Source organism: Pseudomonas sp. BT-42-2 (genome assembly GCF_025847435.2).
In the GTDB taxonomy this organism is placed as follows: domain Bacteria; phylum Pseudomonadota; class Gammaproteobacteria; order Pseudomonadales; family Pseudomonadaceae; genus Aquipseudomonas; species Aquipseudomonas urmiensis.
In genome coordinates, this window is sequence record NZ_JAOYTM010000004.1 from 373,561 (window position 1) to 398,321 (window position 24,761).

The 24,761-nt window shown below is 62.4% G+C and carries 24 protein-coding genes; 12 read left to right on the plus strand and 12 right to left on the minus strand.

Going from position 1 to position 24,761, the window contains the following annotated elements:
- Positions 1 to 9: 9 nt before the first annotated feature.
- Together OIU19_RS04355 and xthA are read right to left on the minus strand one after the other, a co-directional pair.
- Positions 10 to 1,011 carry a FecR family protein gene (locus tag OIU19_RS04355; protein WP_264233613.1) on the minus strand — a complete coding sequence of 334 codons (1,002 nt, stop codon included), beginning with the start codon at positions 1,009 to 1,011 and terminating at the stop codon, positions 10 to 12.
- A gap of 171 nt (positions 1,012 to 1,182) precedes the next feature.
- Positions 1,183 to 1,995, minus strand: coding sequence for an exodeoxyribonuclease III (xthA, locus tag OIU19_RS04360; RefSeq protein ID WP_186555214.1), 813 nt, complete (start codon positions 1,993 to 1,995; stop codon positions 1,183 to 1,185).
- Between the two features lie 163 nt (positions 1,996 to 2,158).
- On the opposite strand from xthA, the gene OIU19_RS04365 reads away from it, so the two are divergent.
- The 3 genes from OIU19_RS04365 to OIU19_RS04375 are packed head-to-tail and all read left to right on the plus strand — an operon-like array spanning position 2,159 to position 8,276.
- Positions 2,159 to 2,809, plus strand: coding sequence for an N-acetyltransferase (locus OIU19_RS04365; RefSeq protein WP_264233614.1), 651 nt, complete (start codon positions 2,159 to 2,161; stop codon positions 2,807 to 2,809).
- Positions 2,810 to 2,862: 53 nt separating this feature from the next.
- Positions 2,863 to 4,605 carry an autotransporter assembly complex family protein gene (locus OIU19_RS04370; protein WP_264233615.1) on the plus strand — a complete coding sequence of 581 codons (1,743 nt, stop codon included), beginning with the start codon at positions 2,863 to 2,865 and terminating at the stop codon, positions 4,603 to 4,605.
- Entirely contained in the window at positions 4,602 to 8,276 is a 3,675-nt protein-coding gene (locus OIU19_RS04375; RefSeq protein ID WP_264233617.1) for a translocation/assembly module TamB domain-containing protein, read from the plus strand. Before OIU19_RS04370 ends, OIU19_RS04375 begins: the two co-directional genes overlap by 4 nt.
- Before the next feature lie 83 nt (positions 8,277 to 8,359).
- Here OIU19_RS04375 and OIU19_RS04380 read toward each other — a convergent pair whose 3' ends face one another.
- Positions 8,360 to 8,740, minus strand: a complete 381-nt coding sequence (locus OIU19_RS04380; protein ID WP_264233619.1) for a Mor transcription activator family protein — start codon at positions 8,738 to 8,740, stop codon at positions 8,360 to 8,362.
- A 460-nt stretch (positions 8,741 to 9,200) separates the two neighbouring features.
- On the opposite strand from OIU19_RS04380, the gene OIU19_RS04385 reads away from it, so the two are divergent.
- Complete coding sequence (locus OIU19_RS04385; RefSeq protein ID WP_186555218.1) at positions 9,201 to 9,389, plus strand: hypothetical protein; 189 nt, start codon at positions 9,201 to 9,203, stop codon at positions 9,387 to 9,389.
- A 36-nt stretch (positions 9,390 to 9,425) separates the two neighbouring features.
- On the opposite strand, the gene OIU19_RS04390 is transcribed toward OIU19_RS04385, so the two are convergent.
- Positions 9,426 to 9,800: a fe2+ zn2+ uptake regulation protein gene (locus OIU19_RS04390; protein WP_264233620.1), complete on the minus strand. Its 375-nt coding sequence runs from the start codon at positions 9,798 to 9,800 to the stop codon at positions 9,426 to 9,428.
- Between the two features lie 199 nt (positions 9,801 to 9,999).
- Between OIU19_RS04390 and OIU19_RS04395 the strand changes: the two genes are divergently transcribed.
- Positions 10,000 to 12,315 (plus strand): acylase, encoded by a 2,316-nt coding sequence (locus tag OIU19_RS04395; protein ID WP_264233622.1) that lies wholly within the window; start codon positions 10,000 to 10,002, stop codon positions 12,313 to 12,315.
- 74 nt (positions 12,316 to 12,389) lie between these two features.
- On the opposite strand, the gene OIU19_RS04400 is transcribed toward OIU19_RS04395, so the two are convergent.
- Both OIU19_RS04400 and OIU19_RS04405 read right to left on the minus strand, forming a co-directional pair.
- Positions 12,390 to 12,944, minus strand: a complete 555-nt coding sequence (locus OIU19_RS04400) for a lipocalin family protein (protein WP_264233624.1) — start codon at positions 12,942 to 12,944, stop codon at positions 12,390 to 12,392.
- Positions 12,945 to 13,028: 84 nt separating this feature from the next.
- A complete protein-coding gene (locus OIU19_RS04405) occupies positions 13,029 to 14,099 on the minus strand; it encodes an AbrB family transcriptional regulator (protein ID WP_264233625.1) in 1,071 nt (356 codons plus the stop codon).
- A gap of 105 nt (positions 14,100 to 14,204) precedes the next feature.
- Here OIU19_RS04405 and OIU19_RS04410 point away from each other — a divergent pair, with 105 nt between their 5' ends.
- Positions 14,205 to 15,107, plus strand: coding sequence for a LysR family transcriptional regulator (locus OIU19_RS04410; RefSeq protein WP_264233626.1), 903 nt, complete (start codon positions 14,205 to 14,207; stop codon positions 15,105 to 15,107).
- A 60-nt stretch (positions 15,108 to 15,167) separates the two neighbouring features.
- On the opposite strand, the gene nikE is transcribed toward OIU19_RS04410, so the two are convergent.
- From nikE to nikA, 5 genes are read right to left on the minus strand one after another with little or no spacing between them, the layout of a single operon-like run.
- Positions 15,168 to 15,992 (minus strand): nickel import ATP-binding protein NikE, encoded by an 825-nt coding sequence (nikE, locus tag OIU19_RS04415; protein ID WP_264233627.1) that lies wholly within the window; start codon positions 15,990 to 15,992, stop codon positions 15,168 to 15,170.
- A complete protein-coding gene (locus OIU19_RS04420) occupies positions 15,989 to 16,759 on the minus strand; it encodes an ATP-binding cassette domain-containing protein (protein ID WP_264233629.1) in 771 nt (256 codons plus the stop codon). Before OIU19_RS04420 ends, nikE begins: the two co-directional genes overlap by 4 nt.
- Positions 16,760 to 17,605 (minus strand): nickel ABC transporter permease subunit NikC, encoded by an 846-nt coding sequence (gene nikC, locus OIU19_RS04425; protein WP_264233631.1) that lies wholly within the window; start codon positions 17,603 to 17,605, stop codon positions 16,760 to 16,762.
- Positions 17,602 to 18,543 (minus strand): nickel ABC transporter permease subunit NikB, encoded by a 942-nt coding sequence (gene nikB, locus OIU19_RS04430; protein WP_264233632.1) that lies wholly within the window; start codon positions 18,541 to 18,543, stop codon positions 17,602 to 17,604. The genes nikC and nikB overlap by 4 nt, the downstream gene beginning before the upstream one ends.
- A 3-nt stretch (positions 18,544 to 18,546) precedes the next feature.
- Positions 18,547 to 20,121 carry a nickel ABC transporter substrate-binding protein gene (nikA, locus tag OIU19_RS04435; RefSeq protein WP_264233634.1) on the minus strand — a complete coding sequence of 525 codons (1,575 nt, stop codon included), beginning with the start codon at positions 20,119 to 20,121 and terminating at the stop codon, positions 18,547 to 18,549.
- A gap of 88 nt (positions 20,122 to 20,209) precedes the next feature.
- Between nikA and nikR the strand changes: the two genes are divergently transcribed.
- Entirely contained in the window at positions 20,210 to 20,617 is a 408-nt protein-coding gene (gene nikR / locus OIU19_RS04440) for a nickel-responsive transcriptional regulator NikR (protein WP_264233636.1), read from the plus strand.
- 137 nt (positions 20,618 to 20,754) lie between these two features.
- Here the strand turns inward: nikR and OIU19_RS04445 are convergent, their stop codons facing one another.
- On the minus strand, positions 20,755 to 21,234 hold the full coding sequence (locus tag OIU19_RS04445; protein WP_264233638.1) for a GNAT family N-acetyltransferase: 480 nt from the start codon (positions 21,232 to 21,234) through the stop codon (positions 20,755 to 20,757).
- A 133-nt stretch (positions 21,235 to 21,367) separates the two neighbouring features.
- On the opposite strand from OIU19_RS04445, the gene OIU19_RS04450 reads away from it, so the two are divergent.
- The 5 genes from OIU19_RS04450 (at position 21,368) to OIU19_RS04470 (ending at position 24,758) form a co-directional block, all read left to right on the plus strand.
- Entirely contained in the window at positions 21,368 to 21,742 is a 375-nt protein-coding gene (locus OIU19_RS04450) for a hypothetical protein (protein ID WP_264233689.1), read from the plus strand.
- Positions 21,739 to 21,927, plus strand: a complete 189-nt coding sequence (locus OIU19_RS04455; protein ID WP_264233639.1) for a helix-turn-helix transcriptional regulator — start codon at positions 21,739 to 21,741, stop codon at positions 21,925 to 21,927. Before OIU19_RS04450 ends, OIU19_RS04455 begins: the two co-directional genes overlap by 4 nt.
- Before the next feature lie 115 nt (positions 21,928 to 22,042).
- Entirely contained in the window at positions 22,043 to 22,663 is a 621-nt protein-coding gene (locus OIU19_RS04460; RefSeq protein ID WP_264233640.1) for a LysE family translocator, read from the plus strand.
- 22 nt (positions 22,664 to 22,685) lie between these two features.
- Positions 22,686 to 23,558, plus strand: a complete 873-nt coding sequence (locus OIU19_RS04465; protein WP_264233641.1) for an alpha/beta fold hydrolase — start codon at positions 22,686 to 22,688, stop codon at positions 23,556 to 23,558.
- A gap of 348 nt (positions 23,559 to 23,906) precedes the next feature.
- Positions 23,907 to 24,758, plus strand: a complete 852-nt coding sequence (locus OIU19_RS04470; protein ID WP_264233643.1) for an STAS domain-containing protein — start codon at positions 23,907 to 23,909, stop codon at positions 24,756 to 24,758.
- Positions 24,759 to 24,761: the final 3 nt, after the last annotated feature.

Below are 24,761 nucleotides of genomic sequence, written 5' to 3' on the forward strand. Positions count from 1 at the left end.
AAGCGAGCGTCAGCCTTTGTTGCTGAACGGTGAGATGCGGTTAAGGACGGTACTGCCGTCCTTGCTGCGGGTCAGGTACACCGGTAGCACCTTGGGCAGGTTGTCTACCAGGCGGCTGACTTCGCGGGTGTTGTAGACACCGCTGACACGAATCGTGCCGGTGCTTTCATCGGCCAGCAGCAATGGTTTGTCCAGATAGCGGTTGATCACTGGCAGGGCCTGCGACAGGCTGAGGTTATCCAGGATCAGCTTGCCGTTGCGCCAGGCCAAGCTGTTGTCGTAGTCGTCGCTTTGCGCCAACTGCGGCTCGAAATCGCCCAAGTGATAGCTGGCCTGCATGCCGGGGCCAAGACGATAGCCACCCTCGGCGCCGTTGCTGCTGACCAGCACCGAGCCTTCCACCAACGTCACTTTGACCTGGTCCTGATACTTCCACACGTTGAACTGGGTGCCAGTGACCCGGGTTTGGCCGTGACCTGCACGGACAATGAACGGGTGGTTGCTGTCGTGGCTGACCTTGAAGAATGCCTCACCCTTGATCAGGGTGACCTGTCGTTGGTCCTTGAAATTGAAGTAACGCAATTCGCTGTTCAGGTTCAACTCGACCACGCTGCCGTCACTGAGCTTGACCTGTTGCTGGCGGTCGCTGGCCTCGAAGTGCTGATAGTGATTGGGCAGCCAGCCTTGTTCCCAGCCGACCCAGCCGGCCAGGGGCAGCGCCAGCAAGGCAAGCGCAGCGGCCGAGGCCAATGGCCGCCAACTCCGGCTGGGGCGAGGGCGGCGTACAGCTAGGTCGAGCACTGGCGGATGGCGCGGCAGCAGGTCGGCGGTGCACCAGATGTCTTGCATCGCCCGGTATTCTTCGACGTGCCGAGGGTCGGCCGCCAACCACTGATCGAAGGCCTCGCGCTCAGCCGCCGTGCAGTCTTCGGCGTTCAGGCGCATGCACCAATGCGCGGCGGCATCGGTAATGGCATCTTCTTCATTGGGGCTGAGGCGGTCTTGGTTCATTGCGGCTCCCGGTTTTGCGCATTCTACCCTTGCAGGGGGGGTGGCGAGAACCGAGATAATGGCGAATGACTATCAGATACGAGTTTTTTCGTCGGTTTTATGGGTGTTTTCCTACCGCGTGATGAGTGCTGGACGGGTTACCAGCACTCATTGTGTTTGCGTATTGCAGGCTTAGCCCAGTTCCAGCCAGATCGGCGCATGGTCTGACGGCTTTTCCATCGCACGCAGGTCGTAATCCACGCCTGCAGCTTTAAGTCGCGGCAGCAACCCCTGGGAGGCCATGATCAGGTCGATGCGCAGGCCGCGTTTGGGCTCGTCTTCAAAACCGCGGCTGCGGTAGTCGAACCAGCTGAAGCGGTCGTCGACGTCCGGATGCAGGTGGCGGAAACTGTCGATCAGGCCCCAGCCCTTGAGGCGTTCCATCCATTCGCGCTCTTCAGGGAGGAAGCTGCACTTGCCGGTCTTCAGCCAGCGTTTGGCGTTGTCGGCACCGATACCGATGTCGCAGTCCTGCGGCGAGATGTTCACATCACCCATCACCACCAGTGGCTGCTGGTTGTCGAACTGGCTTTCCAGTAGCGTCTGCAGATCGCTATAGAAGCGTTGCTTGGCGGGGAACTTGGTGGGGTGGTCGCGGCTTTCGCCCTGCGGGAAGTAGCCGTTCATGATGGTGATGGGCGTGCCATCGGCATCAGCGAAGGTGCCCCAGATGAAGCGGCGCTGGGCATCTTCTTCATCGCTGGCAAAACCTTTGACTAGCGACAGCGGCGCTTGGCGCGAGAGTAAGGCGACGCCATAGTGGCCTTTCTGGCCATGGAAATGCACGTGATAGCCCAGGGCCTGGACCTCAGCCAGGGGAAACTGCTCGTCACTGACCTTGGTTTCCTGCAGGCCGATCACATCGGGTTGATGCTTCTCGATCAGTGCCGCCAGCTGGTGCGGGCGGGCGCGCAGGCCGTTGATGTTGAACGAGACGATCTTCATGGCAAGCCATTCCTGGTAAAAGCGGCGATGCTAGCCGACATCGGCCGCCGCCACCAGCATGGCGGCCAATGGTGGACACTGCTAACGTGCTTGGTGAGGTGAACCAAGCAGTGCTGATGCACCTCCAAGGCGCGTATGCCTAATTCAAGGAGGAGTGTCCGCAATGCCAGATCAAACCCCTGTTGCGGCCCGCATTTGTCAGCTCGACGAGGGCTACAGCCGCGAAGTGCGCTCGCTGCTGTATCACGCCTATCGACACGAGCCGACCTTTGCCTACCTGTTCGAGGCGCAGCGCCCCGGCTACGAACGGCGTCTGCGAGTCATGGTGCGTGAGTGGGTACGCCAGCACTTTTATTTGAAGCTGCCAGCCATTGGCTTGCTGATCGAAGATCGCTTGGCGGGTGTCGCGCTTATCGTCCCGCCATTGCGCCGCTTGGGCGTGGCTGACAGTTGGCTGTGGCGCCTGCGCATGATCCTTGGCACCGGGGTGCGTTGCACGCGGCGGTATCTGGATTACCAGGCGGCGCTGGCGGCGTGCCTGCCTTCTGAGCAAGTGCATGTGCTGCCTTTGCTGGGCGTGCATCCCCAGTTCCAGGGCCAGCACTATGGTGAGCAATTGTTACAGGCCGTGCATGATTGGTGCGCCGACGATCCGCAGACCCAGGGCGTAGTGCTCGACACCGGCAACGCCCACTACCTGGCGTTCTATCAACGGCAGGGCTATCAGGAGATTGGTGAAATTGCTGTAGGACCAATCCGAGAAAGAGTGTTCTTTCACCCGAATCCTTTGTCATCAAAGTCAGCAATTGCCTGACCTGCAGCCGCAGGCGGCTCCCTTGACGGCCGGGCTCTGGTAGCATGCCCCGCATGACGTATTCAGGACGATTAAGCTGGGGCCTGCTCTTGTTGGCCGCCAGCAGCACAGTATGGGCGCAGAGCGAGTTGCTGGTGCGGGTGAAACCGGCCAACAAGGCGCTCAAGGCCAATATCGAAGGTTATATCGGTAGCCTTGGCGAGCGCGATGAAGAGGCCTTGCTGCGTTTCAGTCGTGGCGCCGAGGAGCAGGCACGCAAGGCCGCTCAGGCCTTGGGCTACTACCAGGCGCAGATCGATACCGAGGTCAAGCCGCCAACCGATCAAGACAAATCCCCGCAACTGATCATTCGCATCGAGCCCGGCGAGCCGGTGCGCTTGCGCAACGTGACTGTGCGCATCGAGGGGCCGGCCACTGAACTCAAAGCCTTCCGAATCCCCAGCAGCAGCGCCTTGCGTGCTGGCGAGCCGCTCAACCATGGGCACTATGAAGATGCCAAACGGCTGATCCAGAACCAGGCCTCGCGCTACGGCTTTTTCAGGGGGCAATTTACCCAGCAGCAACTGGCCGTCGACCCCCAGGCGGGAGTGGCGGACATCGACCTGGTCTACCAAAGCGGGCCCCGCTATCGCCTGGGTGCTGTCACCTTCAGTGGCGATTCACCGCTGGACGATGACCTGTTGCAGCGCATGGTGTCGTTCAAGCCCGGTACGCCTTATGACTCGCAGCTGATCGCTGAACTCAACAATGACCTGCAATCGAGCGGCTATTTCGAAGGCGTGCGGGTCGACGCCGCACCTACCGCTGCGGTGGCCGAAGACATTCCGGTGGCGGTTCAACTGGAAATCCGCAAACCTCGGACTATGGGCCTGGGCCTGGGCTTTTCGACCGATGTCGGCGCACGTGGCAAGGCTAATTGGACCCGTCACTGGGTCAACCCGCAAGGTCATAGCTATGGCTGGGAAACCGAGCTGTCGGCGCCACGTCAGAACGTCGGCCTGTGGTACGACGTGCCGCTCGATCCGCCCCTGACCGACAAACTGCGCTTCGCCGGCGGCTATCAGAATGAAGAAATCGCCGGCACCGACACGCTCAGCAAACTTTTGACGGTAGGCCCTGAGTGGCATAGCAAACTACCAAGCGGTTGGCAGCGGGTGATCTCGCTCAAGTACCAGCGCGAAGAATACAAGCTGGGCGATGACTCCGGGCTGAGCAATTTGCTGATGCCAGGCGTTAGCTTTTCCTACCTGCGCAGTGACAACCGCATTGATCCGCACAATGGCTATCGCTTGCAGTTCGACTTGCAAGCAGCCAAGGAAGGGCTGGTGTCGGACACCAACCTGCTGCACGGTAACGTGCTACTCAAGGGGCTGACCACGCTGGGCGAGAATCACCGCTTCCTCGCCCGGGTGCAGTTCGGTGGCAGTGCCACCAACGGTTATCAAAACAACATCCCCCCGTCGCTGCGCTTCTTCGCCGGTGGCGACCAGAGCGTGCGCGGCTACGACTATCAGAGCCTGTCGCCAAAAAATAGCGATGGCGACCGTATTGGCGGCCGCTACATGGTCGCTGGCAGCGCCGAGTACCAGTACTCGCTGACCGAAAAGTGGCGAGTGGCGACCTTTATCGATCAGGGCAACTCGTTCAATTCGCTGGAGCTGCCGAGCCTCAAGACCGGTGTCGGCTTTGGCGTGCGCTGGGTTTCGCCGGTTGGGCCGTTGCGCCTGGACCTGGCCAAGGCGTTGGATGACGACGGTGGTATTCGCCTGCACTTTTCCATGGGGCCTGAGCTGTGACGCGTGTTTTGAAATATTTGTCGTTGACCTTGCTCGGCCTGGTGCTGCTGATCATCCTGGCGCTTGGCCTCGTGCTCGGCACCCAGGCCGGCAGCCGCTGGGTGCTGGGGTTGGTGCCCGGGCTTGAGGTCACAGACTTTGAGGGCCGCCTGGGCGCAAACTGGCAGGCCAGCCGCTTGAATTGGGTCGAGGGTGGTAGCCGGGTTGAAGTCCTGGCGCCACACCTGGCGTGGTCACCGGCGTGCCTGCTGCGCGCGACCTTGTGTATCGACAGGCTGCAGGTAGAGCGCGTCGACATGGCGTTCGCTCCAAGTGAAGCGCCGGCGGACAGCGGCCCGATCCAACTGCCCGGTCTGCGCTTGCCGTTGGCGATCGAGCTGGGCGAGGTCAAGCTGGGCCAATTACGCCTGGATGGCAGCGACCTGCTGGGCGACTTGCAGCTGGCCGCGCACTGGACAGCCAGCGGTTTGCGTATCGACAGCCTACAGGTGCAGCGCGAAGAGCTGCACCTGAGCCTGCAAGGTGATTTGCAGCCTGAAGGTGACTGGCCATTGCAGCTTAATGGCAGCGTGCAGTTGCCAGCGGTAGAAGGTCAGGCCTGGCAGCTGGCACTGACCGCCAAGGGCGAGTTGCAGAAAACCCTCAACCTCGACGCCACCAGCAGCGGCTACCTGAACGCCCATTTGACGGGTGAGTTACAAGCGCTGGCCGAGCACTTGCCGGCGAAATTGAGCATCCGTTCCGACGCGTTCAAGCCTGCCAGTTCATTGCCTGACACCCTGCAGCTAGATCAGCTGCGCCTGGATGCCAACGGCGACTTGCTCAAAGGGTACCAACTGACAGGTTCGGCTAATCTGCCCGCCGAGCAGGGCCCTATAGCCCTGGTCCTGGCTGGGCAGGTGGATGCCAAAGGGGCACAGCTTGCCGCCCTTGACCTCACAGCCAGCGAGACTCAGCGGGTCAAGCTGCAAGCCAATGCCGACTGGCAGCAGGGGCTGGTAGCCGATGCGCAGATCGACTGGCTGGATTTCCCCTGGCTGCGGCTCTACCCACTGGAAGAGGCGCCGCAAGTTACCCTCAAGCGCTTCAATGCCCAGGTGAATTACCGCGATGGCAATTATCAGGGCTCATTCAAGGGTGATCTCGACGGGCCGGCAGGTGCCTTCAACCTGGCCAGTCCGTTCGAGGGAGATCTGACTCAAGTGCGCCTGCCTCAGCTGGCCCTGAGCGCAGGGCAGGGCAAGGCTGCCGGCAGCGTGGCGGTGCGCTTCGCCGATACCTTGGCCTGGGATGTCGACCTGCAGCTATCGGCGCTCGATCCGGCTTACTGGCTCGCCGAGTTGCCAGGCACGCTGGCGGGGCCATTGCGCACAAAAGGCGAGTTGAACAACCAGCAATTACAGCTGCAAGCGCAACTGGACCTCAAGGGGCGCCTGCGCGGTCAGCCGGCTGTGCTCAAGGCCGAGGCCCAAGGCGCCGGTGAAAGCTGGACCCTGGGCACGCTGGCGGTGCAGTTAGGTGATAACCGCATCAATGGCAGTGGCAGCTTGCAGCAGCGCCTGGCTGGGCGTATCGACCTGGATCTGCCGCGCCTTGGTCAGCTCTGGCCACGCTTGCAAGGGCAGGTCAAAGGTCGCCTGGACCTGGCCGGCACCCTGGCGGCGCCGCAAGGTACCCTGACCCTGCAAGGTCAGCAGCTGGCTCAAGCCGACAACCGCCTGCAGCGGCTTGACCTGGATGCACGCCTGGACAGCGCCCAGCGCGCGCAGATCAGCTTGAAGGCCGGCAACATCCGCCTGGGTGACACCTCGCTGGGCAACCTGGATGTCGCGGGTAAAGGGGATATCCGCCAGCAGGCTGTGACCCTGGCGCTCAATGGCCCTCAGCTCAAACTCGACCTGGCCGCAGACGGCCAGTTGGCCAAGGGGGACTGGCGCGGCAGGCTGGCCAGTGGGCGCATTCAGGCCGGGGGCCAGGACTGGCAACTGCAAGCCCCGGCACGCCTGCAGCGTTTGGCCAGCGGCCAGCTGGACTTCGGTGCGCACTGCTGGCGTGCCGGTCAGGCCAGCCTGTGCGGCGAGGATCAGCGCCTGGCGCCGGAGCCGCGCTTGCGCTATCACCTCAAGCAATTCCCGATCGAAAGCCTGGCCCAGTGGTTGCCCAAGGATTTCGCCTGGCAGGGGCAACTGAATGCAGACATCAACCTGGATATCCCTGCCAGTGGCCCCAAGGGCAGCATTCGTGTCGATGCCAGCGGCGGCACCTTGCGGGTACGTGACGGTGAGCGTTGGCTCGATTTTCCTTATCAGGTACTGCGCCTGGACAGCACCCTCAATCCTCGTCGGGTCGACACTGTGCTGAATTTCCGTGGTGAGCGCCTTGGCGAACTGGCCTTGTCGACCCGACTTGATCCGCTGGGCAAGAACAAACCGCTGTCAGGTGATTTCCGTCTGTCGGGCCTGGATCTGTCGATCGCCCGGCCATTCGTGCCGATGGTCGAGCGCCTTGCCGGGCAGCTCAATGGCAGTGGTCGCTTGTCCGGTTCGCTGCTGGCGCCCCAGGTCAATGGCAACCTGGCGCTCACCGGTGGTGAGGTGAGCGGCGCAGAGTTGCCGGTCAGTCTCGAGGATTTGTCGCTGCAAGCATTGATCGCCGGCGAGCAAGTGCAGTTGCAAGGTGGCTGGCGCAGCGGTGCGGCGGGCCGTGGCCAGCTCAGTGGCAACCTCACCTGGGGCCAGGCGCTGAACATGGACCTGCGCCTGCAAGGCCAGCAATTGCCAGTGACGGTCGAGCCTTACGCCGCGCTCGAGGTGGCGCCAGACCTGACCATTCGCTTGGCAGGCGAAAAACTGGCGGTCACCGGCAAGGTGCATGTGCCAAAAGGTAAAATCACCGTGCGCGAGCTGCCGCCTTCGACGGTCAAGGTCTCCGACGATACCGTGATCATCGGTCACCAGACCGAACAGGGTGCGCCCCCCATGGCAGTGGCCATGGACATTGACGTCGAGGTGGGTCGGGAAAAACTCTCCTTCAGCGGCTTCGGGCTCACCGCCAACTTGCTTGGCCACGTTCATATTGGTGACAACATGGACACCCGCGGCGAGCTCAGCCTGGCTGATGGTCGCTACCGCGCCTATGGCCAGCGCCTGACCATCCGCCGCGCCCGGTTGTTGTTCGCAGGGCCTATCGACCAGCCTTATCTGGACATCGAAGCTATTCGCCAAGTCGATGACGTTATCGCCGGTATTCGTCTGAGCGGCAGCGCCGAGCAGCCAACTACTCAGGTGTTTTCAGAGCCGGCGATGAGCCAGGAACAGGCCCTGTCTTACCTGGTTCTGGGACGGCCGCTGGGTAATACCGGTGAAGACAACAACATGCTTGCCCAGGCCGCATTGGGCTTGGGCCTGGCGGGCAGTGCGGGGATTACCGGCAGCTTGGCCTCGGGCCTGGGTATCGAGGATTTCCAGCTCGACACCGAAGGCTCGGGTAACAGCACCAGTGTAGTCGCCAGCGGCAATCTGACTGAGCGTCTGAGCCTACGCTATGGGGTGGGGGTGTTCGAGCCAGCCAACACCATCGCACTGCGCTACAAGCTGAGCAAGAAGGTGTATCTTGAAGCTGCCAGTGGTTTGGCCAGCTCTTTGGATATCTTCTACAAGCGCGACTTCTGACCAACACCTTGAAAATGCACTCAGCCCGCCTGGATAACAGCATCGTTATCCAGGCGGGCTGAGTGCGCCTGTCTGAACGCGCCTTAGCGCGCGTGCGCTTCTTGGCGACGAATGTTGCCGATCTGGCGCAGGCTCAGGCCGTACTTGTCTGCCAGCAGGCTGCGCGACAAGCCATTGGCACTTTCCTTCTGGATCTGCTGGTTGCGCAGTTGGCGCAGGAAATGATCGGCTTTGGGAATCTCCAGGGCCACGCCGGCAAAACGCTTGATCAAGGCGTCCAGCGCTGCGGGTGGCAGTACGTCAGCCAGCTTGGTGCGTTCTCGGTGCTTGGGAATGTACTTTGGCCGTCCACCATAGGCGCAGGTCAATTGGTAGGCGTTGTCGATGCCGATACAGTCGATCAGGGCCTGCAACGAATGCGGCAGTTGGGTGACGTCGATGCAAGTCAGGTTTGGAAATTCCATGTGAGGCTCCCTCAGAATTGTTGTGGTGGCGCCGCGCTTGGGCATCCAGGACCGGTAGAGCGATTGCCACTGGCCTTGGCCGTGGCTCGGTTCGATTGTCGGTGAGCGTCAAACTCGGCCGCTAGGCGACAAGCGAGCCAGACGCTGTAGCCTGAGTGAATGCAGCGTGAAGGGAATGAGGGAGCCCTATGTAGGACAACTCCACGGCACCCTGCTGCAGGCCTTGATTTTCGGTGTATGCATTGGACGGTGGTGCTCATGGGTAGCACTACCCTCCGGCAGCGGGGGCGCTCGCCAGCCAGGGGCAAAGTGGCGTAGGGGTTGTGCAGGGTGACAATCGCACGCAGCTGCTAAGCAGCAGGCACGTTCAGCAGGAAATACACGCCTGTGGCCAATGGCGTTGTATCATTGCCGCGGCTCGTTGCGAGCCACATGTCCCTGATGTTGCAAGGAACTTTCCATGACACACGTGCAGCGCCTTAAATATTCGATCCTGATCATCCTGGTGGTATTGGGGCTGATGCTGGGTCTGTCCCATCTGCAAAAGCAGGGGACGATCAGCGAGCAAACCTTCCAGTACCTGGCGATTGCCATCGCGGTAATCGTGGTGGTGATCAATGGGATCTTGCGGCGCAAGGTCAAGCCCTGAACCTGGCCGGCCGGCCTACCTTGGCCGGCCATGCGCTCAGCGGGCGGCGGGCTGTTCCAGCACGGCGCGGGCCTGGGGATTGAGGCTGTAGCATTTATCCGCGCCGAGGGTAATCACGCCTTCGGCGCACAGGCGCTTGAGCACTTCACGGACGCTCAGAAACGACAGCGGAATATCCAGCTGCTCAAGTTGCGCGTGAATGCCACGCACGCCAATGCTGCGGCCATTGCGGTCGGCCGAGTGCAGGGCATCGATGACTTTGAGCCTGATCAGGCTGGTGCGCAGGCCATAGGCGCGCAGCAGTTCGCGAATCTGCCCGTTACCGACGCGCTCTTCGCCCTCGACAAGCCGCGCCGCGCCGACGTTGCCAGGGCCGTGAGCGGTCTGCAGTGACGCTTGGGGGTTGTACATGTGAATGCTCCTTTTCGTGGACTGTCCCGAATTCATGGGTGCCTCACTTATAAGGACGAATGAGATTGGCAAAACTGCAGTCCTGGATGAAAAAAAATCCAACGCGCCTAGATGAAGACGTTCCAGGGCCTCGCCAGCCGTAAAATTTTCATCCGGCCATTCGTCTGAACGGGATGACTCCAGAATCCGAGGATTGCCCGTGTACCCACTTTCGCGTCCCTTGACTCACCTCTGCCTGGCGGCTGCCCTGGTGGCCAGCAGCATCGCCGTCCACGCTAGGGAAGCCGCAGGCGATGCCAGCGCGCAGATCCGCCGCACCAGCTTTGGGGTCCCGCATATCCTGGCTGACAACGAACGCGGCCTGGGTTACGGCATTGGTTATGCCTATGCCCAGGACAACCTCTGCCTGTTGGCCAATGAAGTGCTGACCGTCAACGGTGAGCGCTCACGTTTCCTTGGCGCGCAGGGCAAGACGTTCGAGCAGCGCGACAATCTCGATAGCGACCTGTTCTTCACCTGGTTGAATACGCCCATTGCGGTCAGCGGCTTCCTCCAGGCGCAGCCGGCGCCGGTGCGCGATTTGCTCGAGGGGTATGCCAGCGGCTTCAACCGCGCTTTGGGCGAACGCAAGGCCCAGGGCCTGCCCGCCGAATGTGGCGCAGGCGATTGGGTGCGGCCGATCACCAGCCTTGACCTGGTGAAGTTGACGCGCCGGTTGCTGGTAGAAGGGGGCGCCGGTCAGTTCGTCGAGGCGCTGGTCGGCGCTGCACCGCCCAAACTTGCTGCGCAACGTCAGGTAAGCGACTTCAGCCTGGCCTTGGAGCGCCAGCAGCGATTCGCCTCGGAACGTGGCAGCAACGCAGTTGCGGTGGGCTCGCAGCGCTCGGCCAATGGTCGCGGCCTGTTACTGGCTAACCCGCACTTCCCATGGATGGGCGGCATGCGCTTCTATCAAATGCAGTTGACCATTCCAGGTAAGCTCGATGTCATGGGCGCCGCGTTGCCGGGGCTGCCGCTGGTGAACATCGGCTTCAATCGTCATCTGGCCTGGACCCACACCGTCGACACTTCCAAGCACTTTACCCTGTACCGGCTGGAACTCGACCCGAACGACGCGACCCGCTATCTGCTGGACGGCAAGTCGTTGCCGCTTGCTCGCCAGACCTTGACTGTCTCGGTCAAAGGCCAGGACGGCACGCTCAGCCAGGTCGAGCGCCAGGTCTACGCGTCGAGTTTCGGTCCAGTGGTGCAGTGGCCAGGCAAGCTGGACTGGGACAATCGCCATGCCTACAGCTTGCGCGATGCCAACCTGGACAACACGCGGGTGCTGCAGCAGTGGTATCAGATCAACCGTGCCGACAGTCTCCAAGCGCTGAAAGCCTCCGTTGCGCAGCTTCAGGGGATTCCCTGGGTCAATACACTGGCAGTGGACGAGGCTGGCCAGGCGCTGTACCTGAACCAGTCGGTGGTCCCGTTTGTCGACCAAGACCTCCTTGCCCAGTGCAGCGACCCAGCGCTCGCAGGCCCTGCGGTGGTCTTGGACGGTTCGCGCAGTGCCTGCCAATGGAAGATCGATCCGCAGGCAGCGCAGCCCGGCATCACCCCAGCACATCTGTTGCCGAGCCTGGAGCGTCGCGATTTCGTGCAGAACTCCAACGACCCGGCGTGGATGGCTAATCCTGCGCAACCGCTGACTGGCTTCTCGCCGCTGATCAGCCGCGATGATCAAGCGTTGAGCTTGCGTGGCCGGTTTGCCCTGCAGCGCTTGCAAGGTAAGCAAAAGCTCGGCGTGCAACAGCTGCAGGACATGGTGCTCGATGATGAGGTATACGCCGCAAGCCTGCTGTTGCCCGATCTGCTGGACTGGTGCAAATCAGCCGAGGCTGACGTAGCGGCGCTGTGTGCCAGCCTGAACGCCTGGAATGGCAAAGCCGATCTGGATGCCGGCATTGGCTTGTTGCACTTCCACAACCTGTTTGCTGCGCTTGCCGAGCATCCACAAAGCTGGCGCGTAGCCTTTGATCCGGCTGATCCGCAGCACACACCACGCGGCCTTGCGGTTGAGCAGGCGGCGGTGCGCAAGCTGCTGCATCAAGCGGCATTGGACTCTTTAAAGCAACTGGCCGAGGCCGGTGTGGGCAATGACAGTCGCTGGGGGCAGATCCAGCATTCGCTCGACGGTACGCCGGTGCCCGGCGGCCCGCAGGCGCTTGGGGTGTACAACGCGATGTACAGCGTCGCGCAAGGGCAGGGCAAGCGCCTGGTGGTCAGTGGTACCAGCTATTTGCAGGTGGTCAGCTTCACTGAGCAGGGGCCGCAGGCCCGAGGCTTATTGGCGTTCTCCCAGTCCAGCGAGGCGGGCTCGGCGCATTCTGCCGACCAGACACGTGCATTTTCGGCCAAGCAGTTGCCGCCAATTGCGTTTACCGAAGCGCAGATCAAGGCCGATCCGCAGTACCGTCAGTACGTGATCAGCGAGCGAGACAAGGCGGCACTGGCCAGTTCTACACGCTAGTCAGGTAGCAGCGATGGCCTCTTCGCACTCAAGCGCAGCGGCGAAGAGGCCAGGCTACCTGTAATGAACCCTGGTTATGGCTTGTCTGCCTGCCGCCACACCAGCTCCGAAGTGTCGTAACCCTGCTCACGGGCAATCGCCAATAGTTTGTCTCGAGTTTCACCGCTGACTGTCGGGGTACGCGACAGCAGCCAGAGGTACTCGCGATTGGGATGGCCAACCAGCGCCACGCGATAATCCTGATCGTGGTACAGCACCCAATATTCGCCCTTGGTCAACCCTGGCGCCAGGCGGCTGAACCAGTTGTCGAACCTGACCCAAAGCTTGTCGGTCTTGCCCGCTTGCTGCGGCTCGGCGACGCCTTGGGCCTCATTCCATTGGCCATCGGCTTCCCGGCAACGGTTGTCGACCCCGATCCGTCCATCCTCGCGCAGGCTATAGCGCGCCTCGGACTGTACGCAGTTGCGCTGGAAGAACATCGGCAAGCGCGCCAGTTCGTACCAGGTACCCTGGTACTGCTGCAGGTCTACCTGCATGGTGCTCGGCGGTTTCGGGTCATCGCTTGAACTTGCGCAACCCACTAAAGCCAGGGTTAGGCATGAGAGCAGCAACGTGGTTCGCATCGACATCGGCAACCTCCTGGAATGGTCTGAGCTGAAAAAAGACCCAGTGTCTGTTGGACGGGGCCTGATGGCAAAAAGTTGTATCGAACGTCAAGCGCGGGTGAGACGGATGATCTGCCTGGCACAATAGGCACCTGTCACAATGACCCCAAACAAGCGCAAGGTCTGCATGGCCAGCACCAGGCCGACGTCAGCATGGGTTTCCACGGCAATGATCGCCATCGCATCCAGCCCTCCGGGACTGGTCGCCAGGTACATCGAGAGAAAGTCGCTGCCGGTCGCCCGCGCCAACAGCCAGGCGCAGCCGGCGCACAATATGATCAGCACCACTGCCCCGGCAATCATGCTCGGCAATCGACTCCACACGTAGCGCACCGTTGGCCGGTCAAAGCGTAGGCCGATATAGCAGCCGATCGCGCCATAGGCGCAAGCCAGCAACCAGGCGGGCAGGGTGATCAGCAGCAGCCCGCTCAGTTGCAGTACTGCACCGAGCACCAGCGGCACTAACAGCGCCCCAGCCGGTAGCTTGGTGCCGAGGGCCACGCCCAGCACAACGACCCCCAGGCTCAGCAGTAGTTGGCCTACTTGCGGCCCCGGCAGGCTGGCGCCAGTGCTGGCTGCAACGCCCGCGCCGCTGGTTGCGCCGAGCAAGTGGCTGACCAGCGCGCCGATCATGACCACGCACACCACCCTGACGTACTGCATGGTGGCGACCACCCGTGCATCGGCACCGTTCTCTTCGGCCATCGACACCATCGCCGAGGCTGCGCCGGGTGCGGTACCCCAGGCGGCGGTAGTAGCCGAGATGCCGCCATAACGCACAGTGCCCAAGCCGACCAGCGCGCTCAGCAGCACAGTGAGCGCGGTGGCCAGCAGCATGACGTGCCAAGACTGCGCCAGCGAAGCCAACACGGTCCAGGTTACCGAGTGAGCGACCATCAACCCTACGCAGCCCTGGCTTAAGCGAAACACTTGCCGGTGCAAGCGTAGTTGCGCGCCAGACACGCCAAAGGCAATCGCCACCAGCATCGGCCCGAGGAACAGACCGGCTGGCACCCCCAACGTATGCAGCAACTGGCCGACCCCGCCGGCGCAGACGATGAGCGCGAGCCAGAGCAGGATTCGTGAAGGGGAGGCCAGGCCAGCTAAGAAGGTCTGCAAGGTCGATATGCTCCAGAACGCGTTTGACGGAGAAAATTATCGACGGGTCAATCGATCAAGTCTATTTTCTACTGTCGATGAATCGATAACCGAAATTCATGAATCATGGATCTACGCGACCTCACTTATTTTGAAACCATCGCCGAACTGGGCCACCTTGGGCGGGCTGCCGAGAAGCTCAACCGCAGCCAGCCGGCGTTGAGCAAGAGCATCCAGCGCCTGGAGGAGTCGCTGGGCACGCGGCTGTTCCAGCGCGATGGTCGGCGCATCAAGTTGACCGACGTCGGCCAGCTGTTGCTCGAGCGCGGCCGGCAGTTGCAGCTGAGCATTGCCGAAACCGAACGAGAGGTGCGCGACTTCGCCGGTGGCCTGGTCGGTAACATCCGCCTGGGCTGCGCCGCGAGCATGGCCGAATACTTGCTGCCACAGCTCACCGAATCGTTGCTGCAGCGCGCGCCGCAGTTGACCTTGCAGCTGTCGATCGCTCAAGACGATGTGCTGCGCGAATCTCTGCGCACCGGCCGCCTGGATGCGATCATCTGCCCGCTAATCGTCGATGACCCGCAATTTCGCAGCTACCCGATCCTGGAGGATGAAGCGGTAGTGGTCGCCAGTGCCGATCACCCGGTATTCGGCACAGCGATTGCCCTCAAGGATCTGTGTCAGTACCGCTGGGTGCTGCCAGGCAGCACGGTGACCTCCCGGCGCTGGCTCGACAATGTGTTCATCGCCCGCCACCTGCCAGCGCCGCAGGTGCAGATCGAGACCAACACGGTCTCGCTACTGCCACGTCTGATCGCCCGTACCGGGCTGCTCAGTTTCGTCGCCCGCGAAACCCTGGAGCATGGCCAGGGCATGTCGCGCTTGCGCGAAGTGCCGCTGCTGGAAACCACCATGAGCCGCACCGTAGCGGTATCGGTACGCGCCGAAGGCTATCTGCCGCCTGCTGCTGGGGCGATGGTCGAACTGCTGCGCGATAACGGCCGCAGTTTTTTCAGAGAGGATTGATCCGCCTGGGGCTGTCCATACCGACAACGGGTAGCCATCCGGATCGATGAAGGTGGAATCTTACGCTTGCAGCGCGGTGGCTGGCTGAGCAGCTGCCAAGCGCTGCTCGGGGTGCTCTGGCAGCATGGCGCGTTGCAGCTGTTGGCCCACGGGATGCTCGAACGCCAAGGCCTGGTCAACCGGGCGATCCTCGACGATCCGGCCCTCGCTCATCAGCACGACTCGCTGGCAAAAATAGCGCACCAGGCTCAGGTCATGGCTGATCAGGACAAACCCAGTCCCGGTTTCACGACGCAGTGCGTCAAGGCGTTGCAGCAACTGCAACTGCAGCACTCGATCGAGGTTGGACAGGGCCTCGTCGAGCACCACCCACTGCGGCGAGATGGCCAAGGCTCGAGCGATGTTGGCGCGTTGCAGCTGACCGCCACTGAGCTGGTGCGGCAAGCGCTCGGCATGTTCGGCGCGCAAGCCCATCTGCTCAAGCAACTGCAGCACCCGTTGGCGCTGCGCCGCTTCCTTCATCTGGCTCAGGTGACGCAGTGGTTCGGCGATGCTCCAGGCAATCGAGCGCTGAGGGTTGAAGGCGCCTGGCGCATCCTGCAACACCAACTGCACCGCCCGTTGGAATTCGCGGGCCGGTTCGCCGCGGAGCTGGCTGACATCCTGCCCGGCAAACCGCACCTGACCTTGGCGCGGTTTTTCCAGACCCAGCAACAGTCGGGCGAGGGTGCTCTTGCCGCTGCCGCTGCTGCCCAGCAGACCGACCGATTGGCCCACTGACAACGTCAGGTCGATGCCATCGAGTACCTGTAGCCAGCCACTTCGGCGCAACAGGCCACCGGTGCGGTAGCCATGGGCGACTTGGCAGATATCGAGCTGGCTCATGGGTGTCTCCCGCTGAGTATTTGATGGGCTTCAAGCAGGGTGCGTGCGCTGCTGCTGGCTGGGCTGTCGAACAAACCCTGCACGCTCTGGCGTTCAACGATGCGCCCAGCCTCCATCACCGCCACGCGATCAGCGCAGCGTGCCACCACCCCCATATCGTGAGTGACCAGCAAAACGCCCAGTGCATGCCGTTCGACCAGCTCCATCAGCAAATCGAGAAAGCGCGCCTGGCTCAGCGCGTCGAGGTCGCTGGTGGGCTCGTCGGCTAGCAGGAACGGTGTTTCAGCCATCAACGCCAGGGCAATCATCATCCGCTGGAGCATCCCGCCACTGAGTTGGAAGGCGAATGACTGTAATACCCGCTGGCGCTCGCACAGACCCACGGCGTCCAGGCATTCGTCCAACCGCTGGCGCGCGGCGGCGCCGGTGATCCCGCGCAACTTGAGGGTTTCCAGGCCATGGCTGGCCATGTCGCGCACTGGGTTGAAGGCGCTGCGCGGGTTCTGCAGGACCAGGCTGGCCAGGCGTCCGCGTACCTGGTTGGGGTGCAGTGGCTGGCCGTCCAGCGATAGCTGACCCTGCCTGCGAACCAGCCCGCCAGGCAGTAAATCAAGCAGTCCCAGACAACTAAGCGACTTGCCCGAGCCGCTGCTGCCGACCAGTGCACAGACTTCGCCGCTGCGCAGTTGCAGGTCGACGTCATCGATCAATAGGCCGCTGCGACCCTCGATGCACAGCCCACGCACCTGCAGGATTGAGCCCACCATCTAGCGCGTCTCCACAGTCGGATCGAGGCGGTCGCGCAGGGCATCGCCGAGCAAGTTGAAGGCCATCACCGAGAAGAAGATCATCAGCCCCGGCAACAGTAACAGTTGTGGATGGGTCCAGATGAACTCCTTGGCGTCGTTGATCATCACCCCCCATTCGGCGGTTGGCGGCGTCACCCCAAGGCCGAGGAACGACAGGCCCGAGACATGCAGCATCATGTGGCCGATATCCAGGGTGGCGAGTACCAGCAATGGCCCGGCAATATTCGGCAGCACATGCTGGCGCAGGCGCATCCAGCGCGAGGCGCCAGCCAGGCGCGAGGCCAGCAGGTATTCGCGACCGCGCTGGGCGATCACTAGGCCGCGAACCATGCGCGCATACCAGGCCCAGTGGGACAGGGCGATGGCGACGATCACATTGCTCAGGCCGGTACCCAGCAACGTCACGAAAAAGAACGCCAGCACCAGGGTCGGGAAGGTCATGAACATATCGCACAGGCGCATGATCAGCAGATCGAGCTTGCCGCCGACAAAACCTGCCACGCCACCAATTACGATGCCCAGCAGCAGCACCAGCGCCAGGGTCAGCATCACGCTGCCCAGCGACAGTCGGGTGCCGACGATCAGTCGCGAGAGCAGGTCGCGACCCAGGTGGTCGGTGCCTAGCCAGTGACGGGCGTCGGGTGGCAACAGGCGCTGGCTGAGGTCGACCAGATCGGGGTCGTGCGGCGCCAGCCACGGGCCGAAAATCGCCAGTAGTGCCAGCAGGCCGACCTGCACCACGCCCAGGACCAGGCTGTAATTAAACGACAGCGCGGGGCGGCGTAGCAGCGACAACGTATTCATGCGTTCACCCCTTGCAGGCGGCTGCGTGGGTCGAGCCAGGCGTAGCAAACATCCACCAGCAGGTTACAGAGCATCAGCAACGCGGTGAGCAGCAAGGTGAAGCACTGCATCACTGGGAAGTCGCGATTGAGCACCGCCGAGACGGCAAAACGGCCGACCCCGGGCCAGGCGAAAATGGTCTCGATCACCAACGCACCGCCGATCAACTCGCCGACATGCATGCCGGTGGCGGTGACCAGCGGCAGCCAGGCATTGCGCAAGATATGATCGCGCCACACCTGGCGCTCGCCCATGCCACGGGCGCGGGCATAGGTGACGTGACGTTGGCCGCTGGCTTCCAGTAGGCTGGCGCGCAGCAAGCGGGCGTTGATCGACATCGACATCAGGGCGATAGCCAGCACCGGCATCACCAACTGGCCAGCGCTGCCACGCCCCAGTGGCGGTAGCCAGCCGAGCCACAGCGAGAACAGTGCGATCAGCAAGAACGCCAGCCAGAAGTTCGGCATCGACACGCCGAGAAAGGTTACTGCACGCACCGCATGATCGGGCCACCGCCCCTGCCAGCGGGCCGCCAGCAACCCCAGCGGCACCGACAACACCAGCGTGCAGACCAGGGCCAGGCCGCCCAGTTGCAGGGTTGCTGGCAGGTAATAGAGCAAGTCGTCGAGCACTGGGCGACCGGTCAGGTAGGAAATACCGAAGTCCAATTGCACGGCCTTGCCCAGCCAAGTCAGGTACTGCGCATACAGTGGCTGATCAAGCCCCAGGGTATGTCGGACCTCGGCAATGGCCGCGTCGGTCGGTGGGATATGCGACAAGCGCAGGTAGTCCAGTGCAGGATCGGTGCTGCCCAGATGCAGCAGGAAAAACACCAGCAGCGACACCCCAAGCATGACCGGTAGCAGCAATAGCAGGCGCAGGCAGATATAACGCAGCATCGATCAGTGCTCCTGGGTTGGGGTCATGGCTTCGAACGGCACATCGAACAAGGTGCTGCCGAACTGCACGTTGGCCACCGATGCGCGCCGAACGCTGATCGCGGTGAGGTAAGAAATCGGCAGGTAGACCGCCTGTTCGTGCAACGTGGTGAGGATGAACCGGTACTGCTCGGCGCGCTGCTGCTCGTCGGTGCTGGCCAGCACCTGGGCGATGCGTCGGTCCAGTTCGTCCTTGATTGCCAGGCCGCGTTGCGCCATGTAGTCGGCGTGGCCGGCGTAGCGCATGGAGCTGACGAACGAGTGCGGATCGTAAGGCGCGCCCCAGGTGTCGGCGAAGATCATGCCGAAGTCGCCGTCGCGCTGGCGGCGTACTAATGCGCCGTCTTCCACCGCGCGCAGGGCGATGTGGATGCCAAGCTTGGCCAGCTCACCCTGGAACACTTCGGCCAGGCTTTTTTGCAGCGCACTGGTGCCGAGGAACACCAGCTCGATCGACAGCGGCTCACCGGCCTTGCTGCGCACGACTGCGCCCGGGGCCAGGGTCCAGCCGGCAGCCTCCAGTTGGTTGACGGCCACGGCGGGGTCGTAGGCGTAGGGTTTCAGGCCGAGGTCGGCGTAGGGCATGTTGCGCGCGAACAGGGTGTCGGCACGCGGCTCCAGGCCGTAGAGGATCTTGTCGATGATCGCCTGCTTGTCCAGCCCGTGGTTGATCGCCTGGCGCACCGCCAGCTCACGCGTCGGGCCGCGGCCGGTGTTCATCGCCAAGGTCCTGGTGGCCAATGGCGCCGACAGCGCAGTGGCGAAGCCTTGATCGCGCAAACGCACGAAGGTGCCGGCGGTGATCTCGCCGGCGGCGCCCTGGATCAATTGCAGTTCGCCAACTTGCAAGGCCAGCGCGCGGCTGTTCGGATCGGGGATAACCTTGACCACGACTTGGCTGTAGGCAGGTTTTGCTCCCCAGTAATTGGGGTTGCGGGCGAAACGGTCGAACTCTCCCAAGCGGCTTTCGACCCGCATCCACGGGCCTGTGCCCACGGCCTGGCCGGGTTTGGCCTGCGGTGAGGCGAAGCGCAATGGGCGTACCTGGGCCAGTTCCATGAGGGTCGGGTAATACGGATGCTTGAGCACCAGACGCAGGGTGAGTCGATCCGTGGCCTCGACATGATCGAGTGTGCTCACCAGCTGCATCCAGCGGTGACGCAGGGGGTTGGCCAGCACCGCATCCAGGTTGGCCTTGGCTGCGGCGGCGTCGAACGGCGTACCGTCGCTGAAACGCACCCCGTCGCGCAGGGTGAAGGTGTAAGTCTTGCCGTCTTGCGAGACCTGCCAGGCGGTGGCCAACCAAGGTTCCAGGGTTCCCGAGGCGTTGTAGCGCACCAGCGGCTCGTAAACCATGGCCTGGGCATACATCTGATTAGGCGAATAACCGCGCGGGTCGAGGGGGCCAGCGTTGACCGGCCAGGAGTAGCTCAGCGTAGGTCCAGGGTCGGCGTCGTTGCCCGCCTGCGCGCAGAGGCTGACGGCCAGTAGCAACACGCCCCAGCGGGCGAGCTTTCGTTTACCTGGCTGCTGCTTCACACTGCGTCCCCCACTTCAACGGAGGCGCTAGCCTAGAGAGGTGGTGGGTATGATGTCTAGGCTAAATGATCTTACTGGAAGTAACAGAATGCAACGGATCACCATCACGCTGGACGAGGCGTTGCTCGAGGTCATCGACCGGCGGGTGGCTGAGCATGGTTATCAAGGCCGCTCCGAGGCCATTCGCGACCTGCTGCGCAATGGTCTGCTCGAGTCTGAGCCGCTGGCAGAGGCTGCTCCGTGCGTGGCGGTCGTCAGCTACCTGTATGACCATGACACCCGTGAGCTGCCCAAGCGTCTGAACCAAACCTTTCACGCCCACCACACCCTGACCCGCTCGACCCTGCATGTGCACCTCGATGCTGGGCATTGCCTGGAAGTATCGGTATTGCAGGGGGCCAGCGGCGAGGTGGTCGAACTGTCGCGTCAGCTGATGGCTGAGCGTGGCGTGGAGCATGGGCATGTGCAGGTGATGCCAGCGCCGGAGCACAACTGACCGCGGCGAGCTCAGGCAGTCGCTACGGCGGCTGATGGCAGCCCTTGCACAAAGCTGCAATCTGCCAGCTGCCGCGCAAGCGGATGAGCGCAGTCTTGGCGCCGAGCGCGGCGCTTGAGCGTTTTGCCAACGCCAGCCTAGCCCTGGGCGAACGCCGCCAGCCGCTCACCTTCCAACCGATAACGCACCCACTCGTCCTGCGCCTGCGCCCCGAGCGACTGGTAAAAACCAATCGCCGGCTCATTCCAGTCCAGCACGCTCCATTCCAGCCGTCCGCACTGGTTGGCCACCGCTTCCCGAGCAATAAAGCGCAGTAACTGGCGCCCCGCGCCATCGCCGCGTTGCTCTGGGGTGATGTACAGATCCTCCAGGTAGATGCCGTTGCGCCCCAGCCAGGTCGAGTAGCTGTAGAAGTACACGGCAAAGCCAATCGCCTGGCCATCGCGTTCACAGATCAAGCTGCTCACCGTGCTGTCTTCGTCGAACAGGCTGCGCTCGATATCAGCCAGGCTGGCCACCACCTCATGGCGGGCCCGTTCGTAGTCGGCAAGCTCGGTGATGAAGGCCAGGATCTGCGCGGCATCGCTGCGCACGGCGGGGCGGATGGTCAGGCTCATGCTAGGGTTTCCTTGGGTTGGAGATGCTCATCTTACGCGGCAAGGGCAGGGCTTGCCGAGATGTAAAGGTAGCTTGACATGGCGTGCGCGATCGCCTTCAATGTCAAGCACACTTTACATCGAGGGTCCGACCATGGCGCAACGACGCTTCCTGGGCAATTTCATCCTGACGCTGCTGGCTTATGCCGGCTGCGTGCTGGTCAGCAGCCATTACCTGCCGAGTCTGCCTGCGGGCGCTGGCAAAACGGCGTTGGCCCTGCTGCCGGTGCCGGCGATGCTGATGATGGCCTGGGTGGTCATTGAGCACCTGCGCAGCCTGGATGAGCTGGCCCGGCGCATCCAGCTCGAAGCCCTTGGCTTGGCGTTCGTGGGCACCGCGCTGCTGACCTTCAGTTACGGCTTCCTGGAAACGGCGGGCTACCCGCGCTTGTCGATGTTCATGGTCTGGAGCCTGATGGGCTCGTTGTGGGCAATCGGCGCGGTGGTTGGGGTGAGACGCTACCGATGAACAATCACATCCGCGCCCTGCGCGTCAAGCAGGGCTGGTCGCAGGCCGAGCTGGCTGAGCGCCTGGGTGTCTCGCGCCAGACTGTCAACGCCATCGAAACCGGCCGTTACGATCCCAGCCTGCCGCTGGCCTTCACTATCGCCAGGGTGTTTGGCCTGAGCATCGAAGAAATCTTCCAACCATAACAATCGGTACAGTGATGTGTATCTGCAAAATATAAGGTAACTGTACTGGTGGTTGGCAGGCGCTACTCCGCTACTGTGGTTGGACGATAACTACTCCACGCTGCGGAACCACGCCATGCTTGCCTCTCTCGACCTGCTGACTGCCTTTGTGCTTTTTGCCTTCGTTTCCTCGATCACCCCGGGGCCAAACAACACCATGTTGCTTGCCTCGGGGGTGAACTTTGGGGTGCGTCGTTCGATTCCGCACGCCATGGGCATCAGCATCGGCTTCATGGTCATGGTGCTGGCGGTAGGCTTTGGCCTGGGCGAAGTGTTCAAGGCCTGGCCGCCGCTGTACACCATCTTGCGCTACGTCGGTGCTGCATACTTGCTGTATCTGGCCTACAAGATCGCCACTTCTGGGCCGATGTCTGCCAGCGGCAATGGTTCGGCCAAGCCGATGAGCTTCTTGGGCGCGGCGGCGTTCCAGTGGGTCAACCCCAAAGCCTGGGTGATGGCCGTTGGGGCGATTACCACCTACACGCCGGCGCAGGGCTATGTCGTCAATGTGATCGTCATCGCGGCGCTGTTCGCCCTGGTCAACCTGCCCAGCGTCGGGATTTGGGTGATGTTCGGTAGCGCCTTGCGCAACCTGCTGCAAAATCCACGTTGGCTGATGCTGTTCAATGTCCTGATGGCCCTGCTGCTGGTGATTTCGCTGTACCCGCTGCTGTTTGTAGAATCGGCGTTTTCCTGATTCCGATGAGCGCAGCCGCCTGATGCAATTGATCCCTTGGTCCCATGATTGCCCTGAAGGCTTCACCCTGCGCGGTTGGCGCTCGCCCGCCAGTGGCCGGCCACTGCTGCACTTTCTTCACGGTAACGGCTTTTGCAGCCTGGCCTACCAGCCGCTGCTGATGCGTTTGGGCGAGCATTACGACCTGTGGTTGAGCGATGTGCAGGGCCATGGCGACAGTGACCATGGCGGCGCATTTCGTGGCTGGAACCGCACGGCTGTGTTGGCCGTGGAGGCCTTCGAGGCGGGTCGAGGCGAGTATGGCGATGTCCCCAGGTATGCCCTTGGGCACAGTTTTGGCGGGGTGCTGACTGGGTTGATCCTGGCCAATGAGCCGCAGCTGTTCGAACGCGCGGTGTTGCTCGACCCGGTGCTGTTCAGCCGGCGCATGCTCGGAGTAATGGGCGCTGCCGCGCTGGTTGGCCTGCACCGCCGACACGCCTTGGCGCGCAAGGCGGCCACGCGGCGCAGCCACTGGCCTGATCGCGCGGCGGCCCACGCCTCGCTGCAGGGGCGGGGCATCTTCAAAGGCTGGAGCGACGAGGCGTTGCAGGCCTATGTCGAGCATGCCATTGGCGACTGCGGTGAAGCGGTGGTGCTCAAATGCCGGCCTAGCCGCGAAGTGGAGATCTTCAGCTCCTTCCCCGAGCGAATGTGGACCCAGCTGGGCCGAATCCGCACGCCCACGCGGATTCTCTACGGGGAGCAGACCTATCCCTTCGTGCCTCACTCGGTGCGTCGCCTGGCGGCGCTCAATGCGAGCGTGACGGCGCAGCAGATGCCGGGCGGGCATTGCTTCATGCAAGAAGCCCCAGCATTGGCCGCTGAGCAGGTAATGGCTTTTCTCACGCCCTGACCCGCAGATCGAGGGCGATAAAGCGGGCGGGGCGCTTTGCAGATCGTGCTGGAGGAGGGCGGATTGAGCGGAGCGTGCGTGACATGCCTAGCTGATGGCCTACTCGGATGCGTTCGACCTGTCGTTCATCGCGTTGTTGTGCTGTGCCGTTGCCGCACTGCTGCTACGTAGTCGCTGAGTCGCTGTCTGCCACGGACCGGGCGATCTTGACCTAGAGTTAGCAGCACGCGGCTGGCCCGATGCAATTATCGGGCGGTTGCCACAACTATTTTCACTGGCGGATGTCCTTTTTTGCGGGCCGGTAATTTCTATCGGGCGCCGGCAGACTTTTTCAGGAGAGCAAGGCACATGGCAGCACTGCAGAACAGTACGTTGGAGGCAATTGCCAGCAACCAGTCCCGGCTGATCGGCGATTGGATCGCAGCACTGGAAGCCAATGGCGCCGCCCGCAATATCAAAGAGCAGGACTTGCGTCAGGAAACCCGTGATTTTCTCCAACTGGTAGTCGATGGCTTGCGCAGCGAAAGCGGCGGTAACATTGCCGCAGCAGGTTGGGAAGAAACCCGCCGCTTCCTGGAAAAACTCTCCACCAGCCGTGCCCAGGCGGGCCAGGAGTCGCACCAGACCGCCTATTTCATCTTTGCTCTCAAAGGCCCGCTGTTCACCCTGTTGCAAAGTCACTACCGCGAGCAGCCGGCGCTGTTGGCCGAGCAACTGTGGGAAGTCTCCGAGCTGCTCGATGCCTTTGGCCTGCACACCATCCGCACCTATCAGAAAAACCGCGAAGGGGTGATCAAGCGCCAGCAGGAAGAGCTGCTAGAACTGTCCACCCCGGTGGTCAAACTGTGGGATGGCGTACTCGCCTTGCCGCTGATCGGCACCCTCGACTCGCAACGCAGCCAGACCGTCATGGAGTCACTGCTGCAGCGTATCGTCGACACCGGCTCGGAAATCGCCATCATCGACATCACCGGCGTGCCCACGGTCGATACCCTGGTGGCCCAGCACCTGCTCAAGACCGTTACCGCCATCCGCCTGATGGGCGCCGACTGCATCATCAGCGGCGTGCGTCCGCAGATTGCCCAGACCATCGTTCACCTGGGCCTGGACCTGGGCACGCTGACCACCAAGTCCAACCTCGCCGATGCCCTCAAGCTGGCCCTGACCCGTCTAGGCACCCGCCCAGACGAGCGAGTGTGAGGC

Bases quoted from the DNA above. Each gene is read 5' to 3' on its own strand.
- OIU19_RS04385 (WP_186555218.1), top strand. From the start codon at position 9,201: ATGACACACGTGCAGCGCCTTAAATATTCGATCCTGATCATCCTGGTG.
- nikE (WP_264233627.1), bottom strand. From the start codon at position 15,992: ATGAGCCAGCTCGATATCTGCCAAGTCGCCCATGGCTACCGCACCGGT.
- OIU19_RS04455 (WP_264233639.1), top strand. From the start codon at position 21,739: ATGAACAATCACATCCGCGCCCTGCGCGTCAAGCAGGGCTGGTCGCAG.
- xthA (WP_186555214.1), bottom strand. From the start codon at position 1,995: ATGAAGATCGTCTCGTTCAACATCAACGGCCTGCGCGCCCGCCCGCAC.
- OIU19_RS04365 (WP_264233614.1), top strand. From the start codon at position 2,159: ATGCCAGATCAAACCCCTGTTGCGGCCCGCATTTGTCAGCTCGACGAG.
- OIU19_RS04465 (WP_264233641.1), top strand. From the start codon at position 22,686: ATGCAATTGATCCCTTGGTCCCATGATTGCCCTGAAGGCTTCACCCTG.
- OIU19_RS04410 (WP_264233626.1), top strand. From the start codon at position 14,205: ATGGATCTACGCGACCTCACTTATTTTGAAACCATCGCCGAACTGGGC.
- OIU19_RS04420 (WP_264233629.1), bottom strand. From the start codon at position 16,759: ATGGTGGGCTCAATCCTGCAGGTGCGTGGGCTGTGCATCGAGGGTCGC.
- OIU19_RS04450 (WP_264233689.1), top strand. From the start codon at position 21,368: ATGGCGCAACGACGCTTCCTGGGCAATTTCATCCTGACGCTGCTGGCT.
- OIU19_RS04400 (WP_264233624.1), bottom strand. From the start codon at position 12,944: ATGTCGATGCGAACCACGTTGCTGCTCTCATGCCTAACCCTGGCTTTA.
- OIU19_RS04445 (WP_264233638.1), bottom strand. From the start codon at position 21,234: ATGAGCCTGACCATCCGCCCCGCCGTGCGCAGCGATGCCGCGCAGATC.
- nikC (WP_264233631.1), bottom strand. From the start codon at position 17,605: ATGAATACGTTGTCGCTGCTACGCCGCCCCGCGCTGTCGTTTAATTAC.
- OIU19_RS04470 (WP_264233643.1), top strand. From the start codon at position 23,907: ATGGCAGCACTGCAGAACAGTACGTTGGAGGCAATTGCCAGCAACCAG.
- nikR (WP_264233636.1), top strand. From the start codon at position 20,210: ATGCAACGGATCACCATCACGCTGGACGAGGCGTTGCTCGAGGTCATC.
- OIU19_RS04370 (WP_264233615.1), top strand. From the start codon at position 2,863: ATGACGTATTCAGGACGATTAAGCTGGGGCCTGCTCTTGTTGGCCGCC.
- OIU19_RS04380 (WP_264233619.1), bottom strand. From the start codon at position 8,740: ATGGAATTTCCAAACCTGACTTGCATCGACGTCACCCAACTGCCGCAT.
- OIU19_RS04355 (WP_264233613.1), bottom strand. From the start codon at position 1,011: ATGAACCAAGACCGCCTCAGCCCCAATGAAGAAGATGCCATTACCGAT.
- OIU19_RS04460 (WP_264233640.1), top strand. From the start codon at position 22,043: ATGCTTGCCTCTCTCGACCTGCTGACTGCCTTTGTGCTTTTTGCCTTC.
- nikB (WP_264233632.1), bottom strand. From the start codon at position 18,543: ATGCTGCGTTATATCTGCCTGCGCCTGCTATTGCTGCTACCGGTCATG.
- OIU19_RS04390 (WP_264233620.1), bottom strand. From the start codon at position 9,800: ATGTACAACCCCCAAGCGTCACTGCAGACCGCTCACGGCCCTGGCAAC.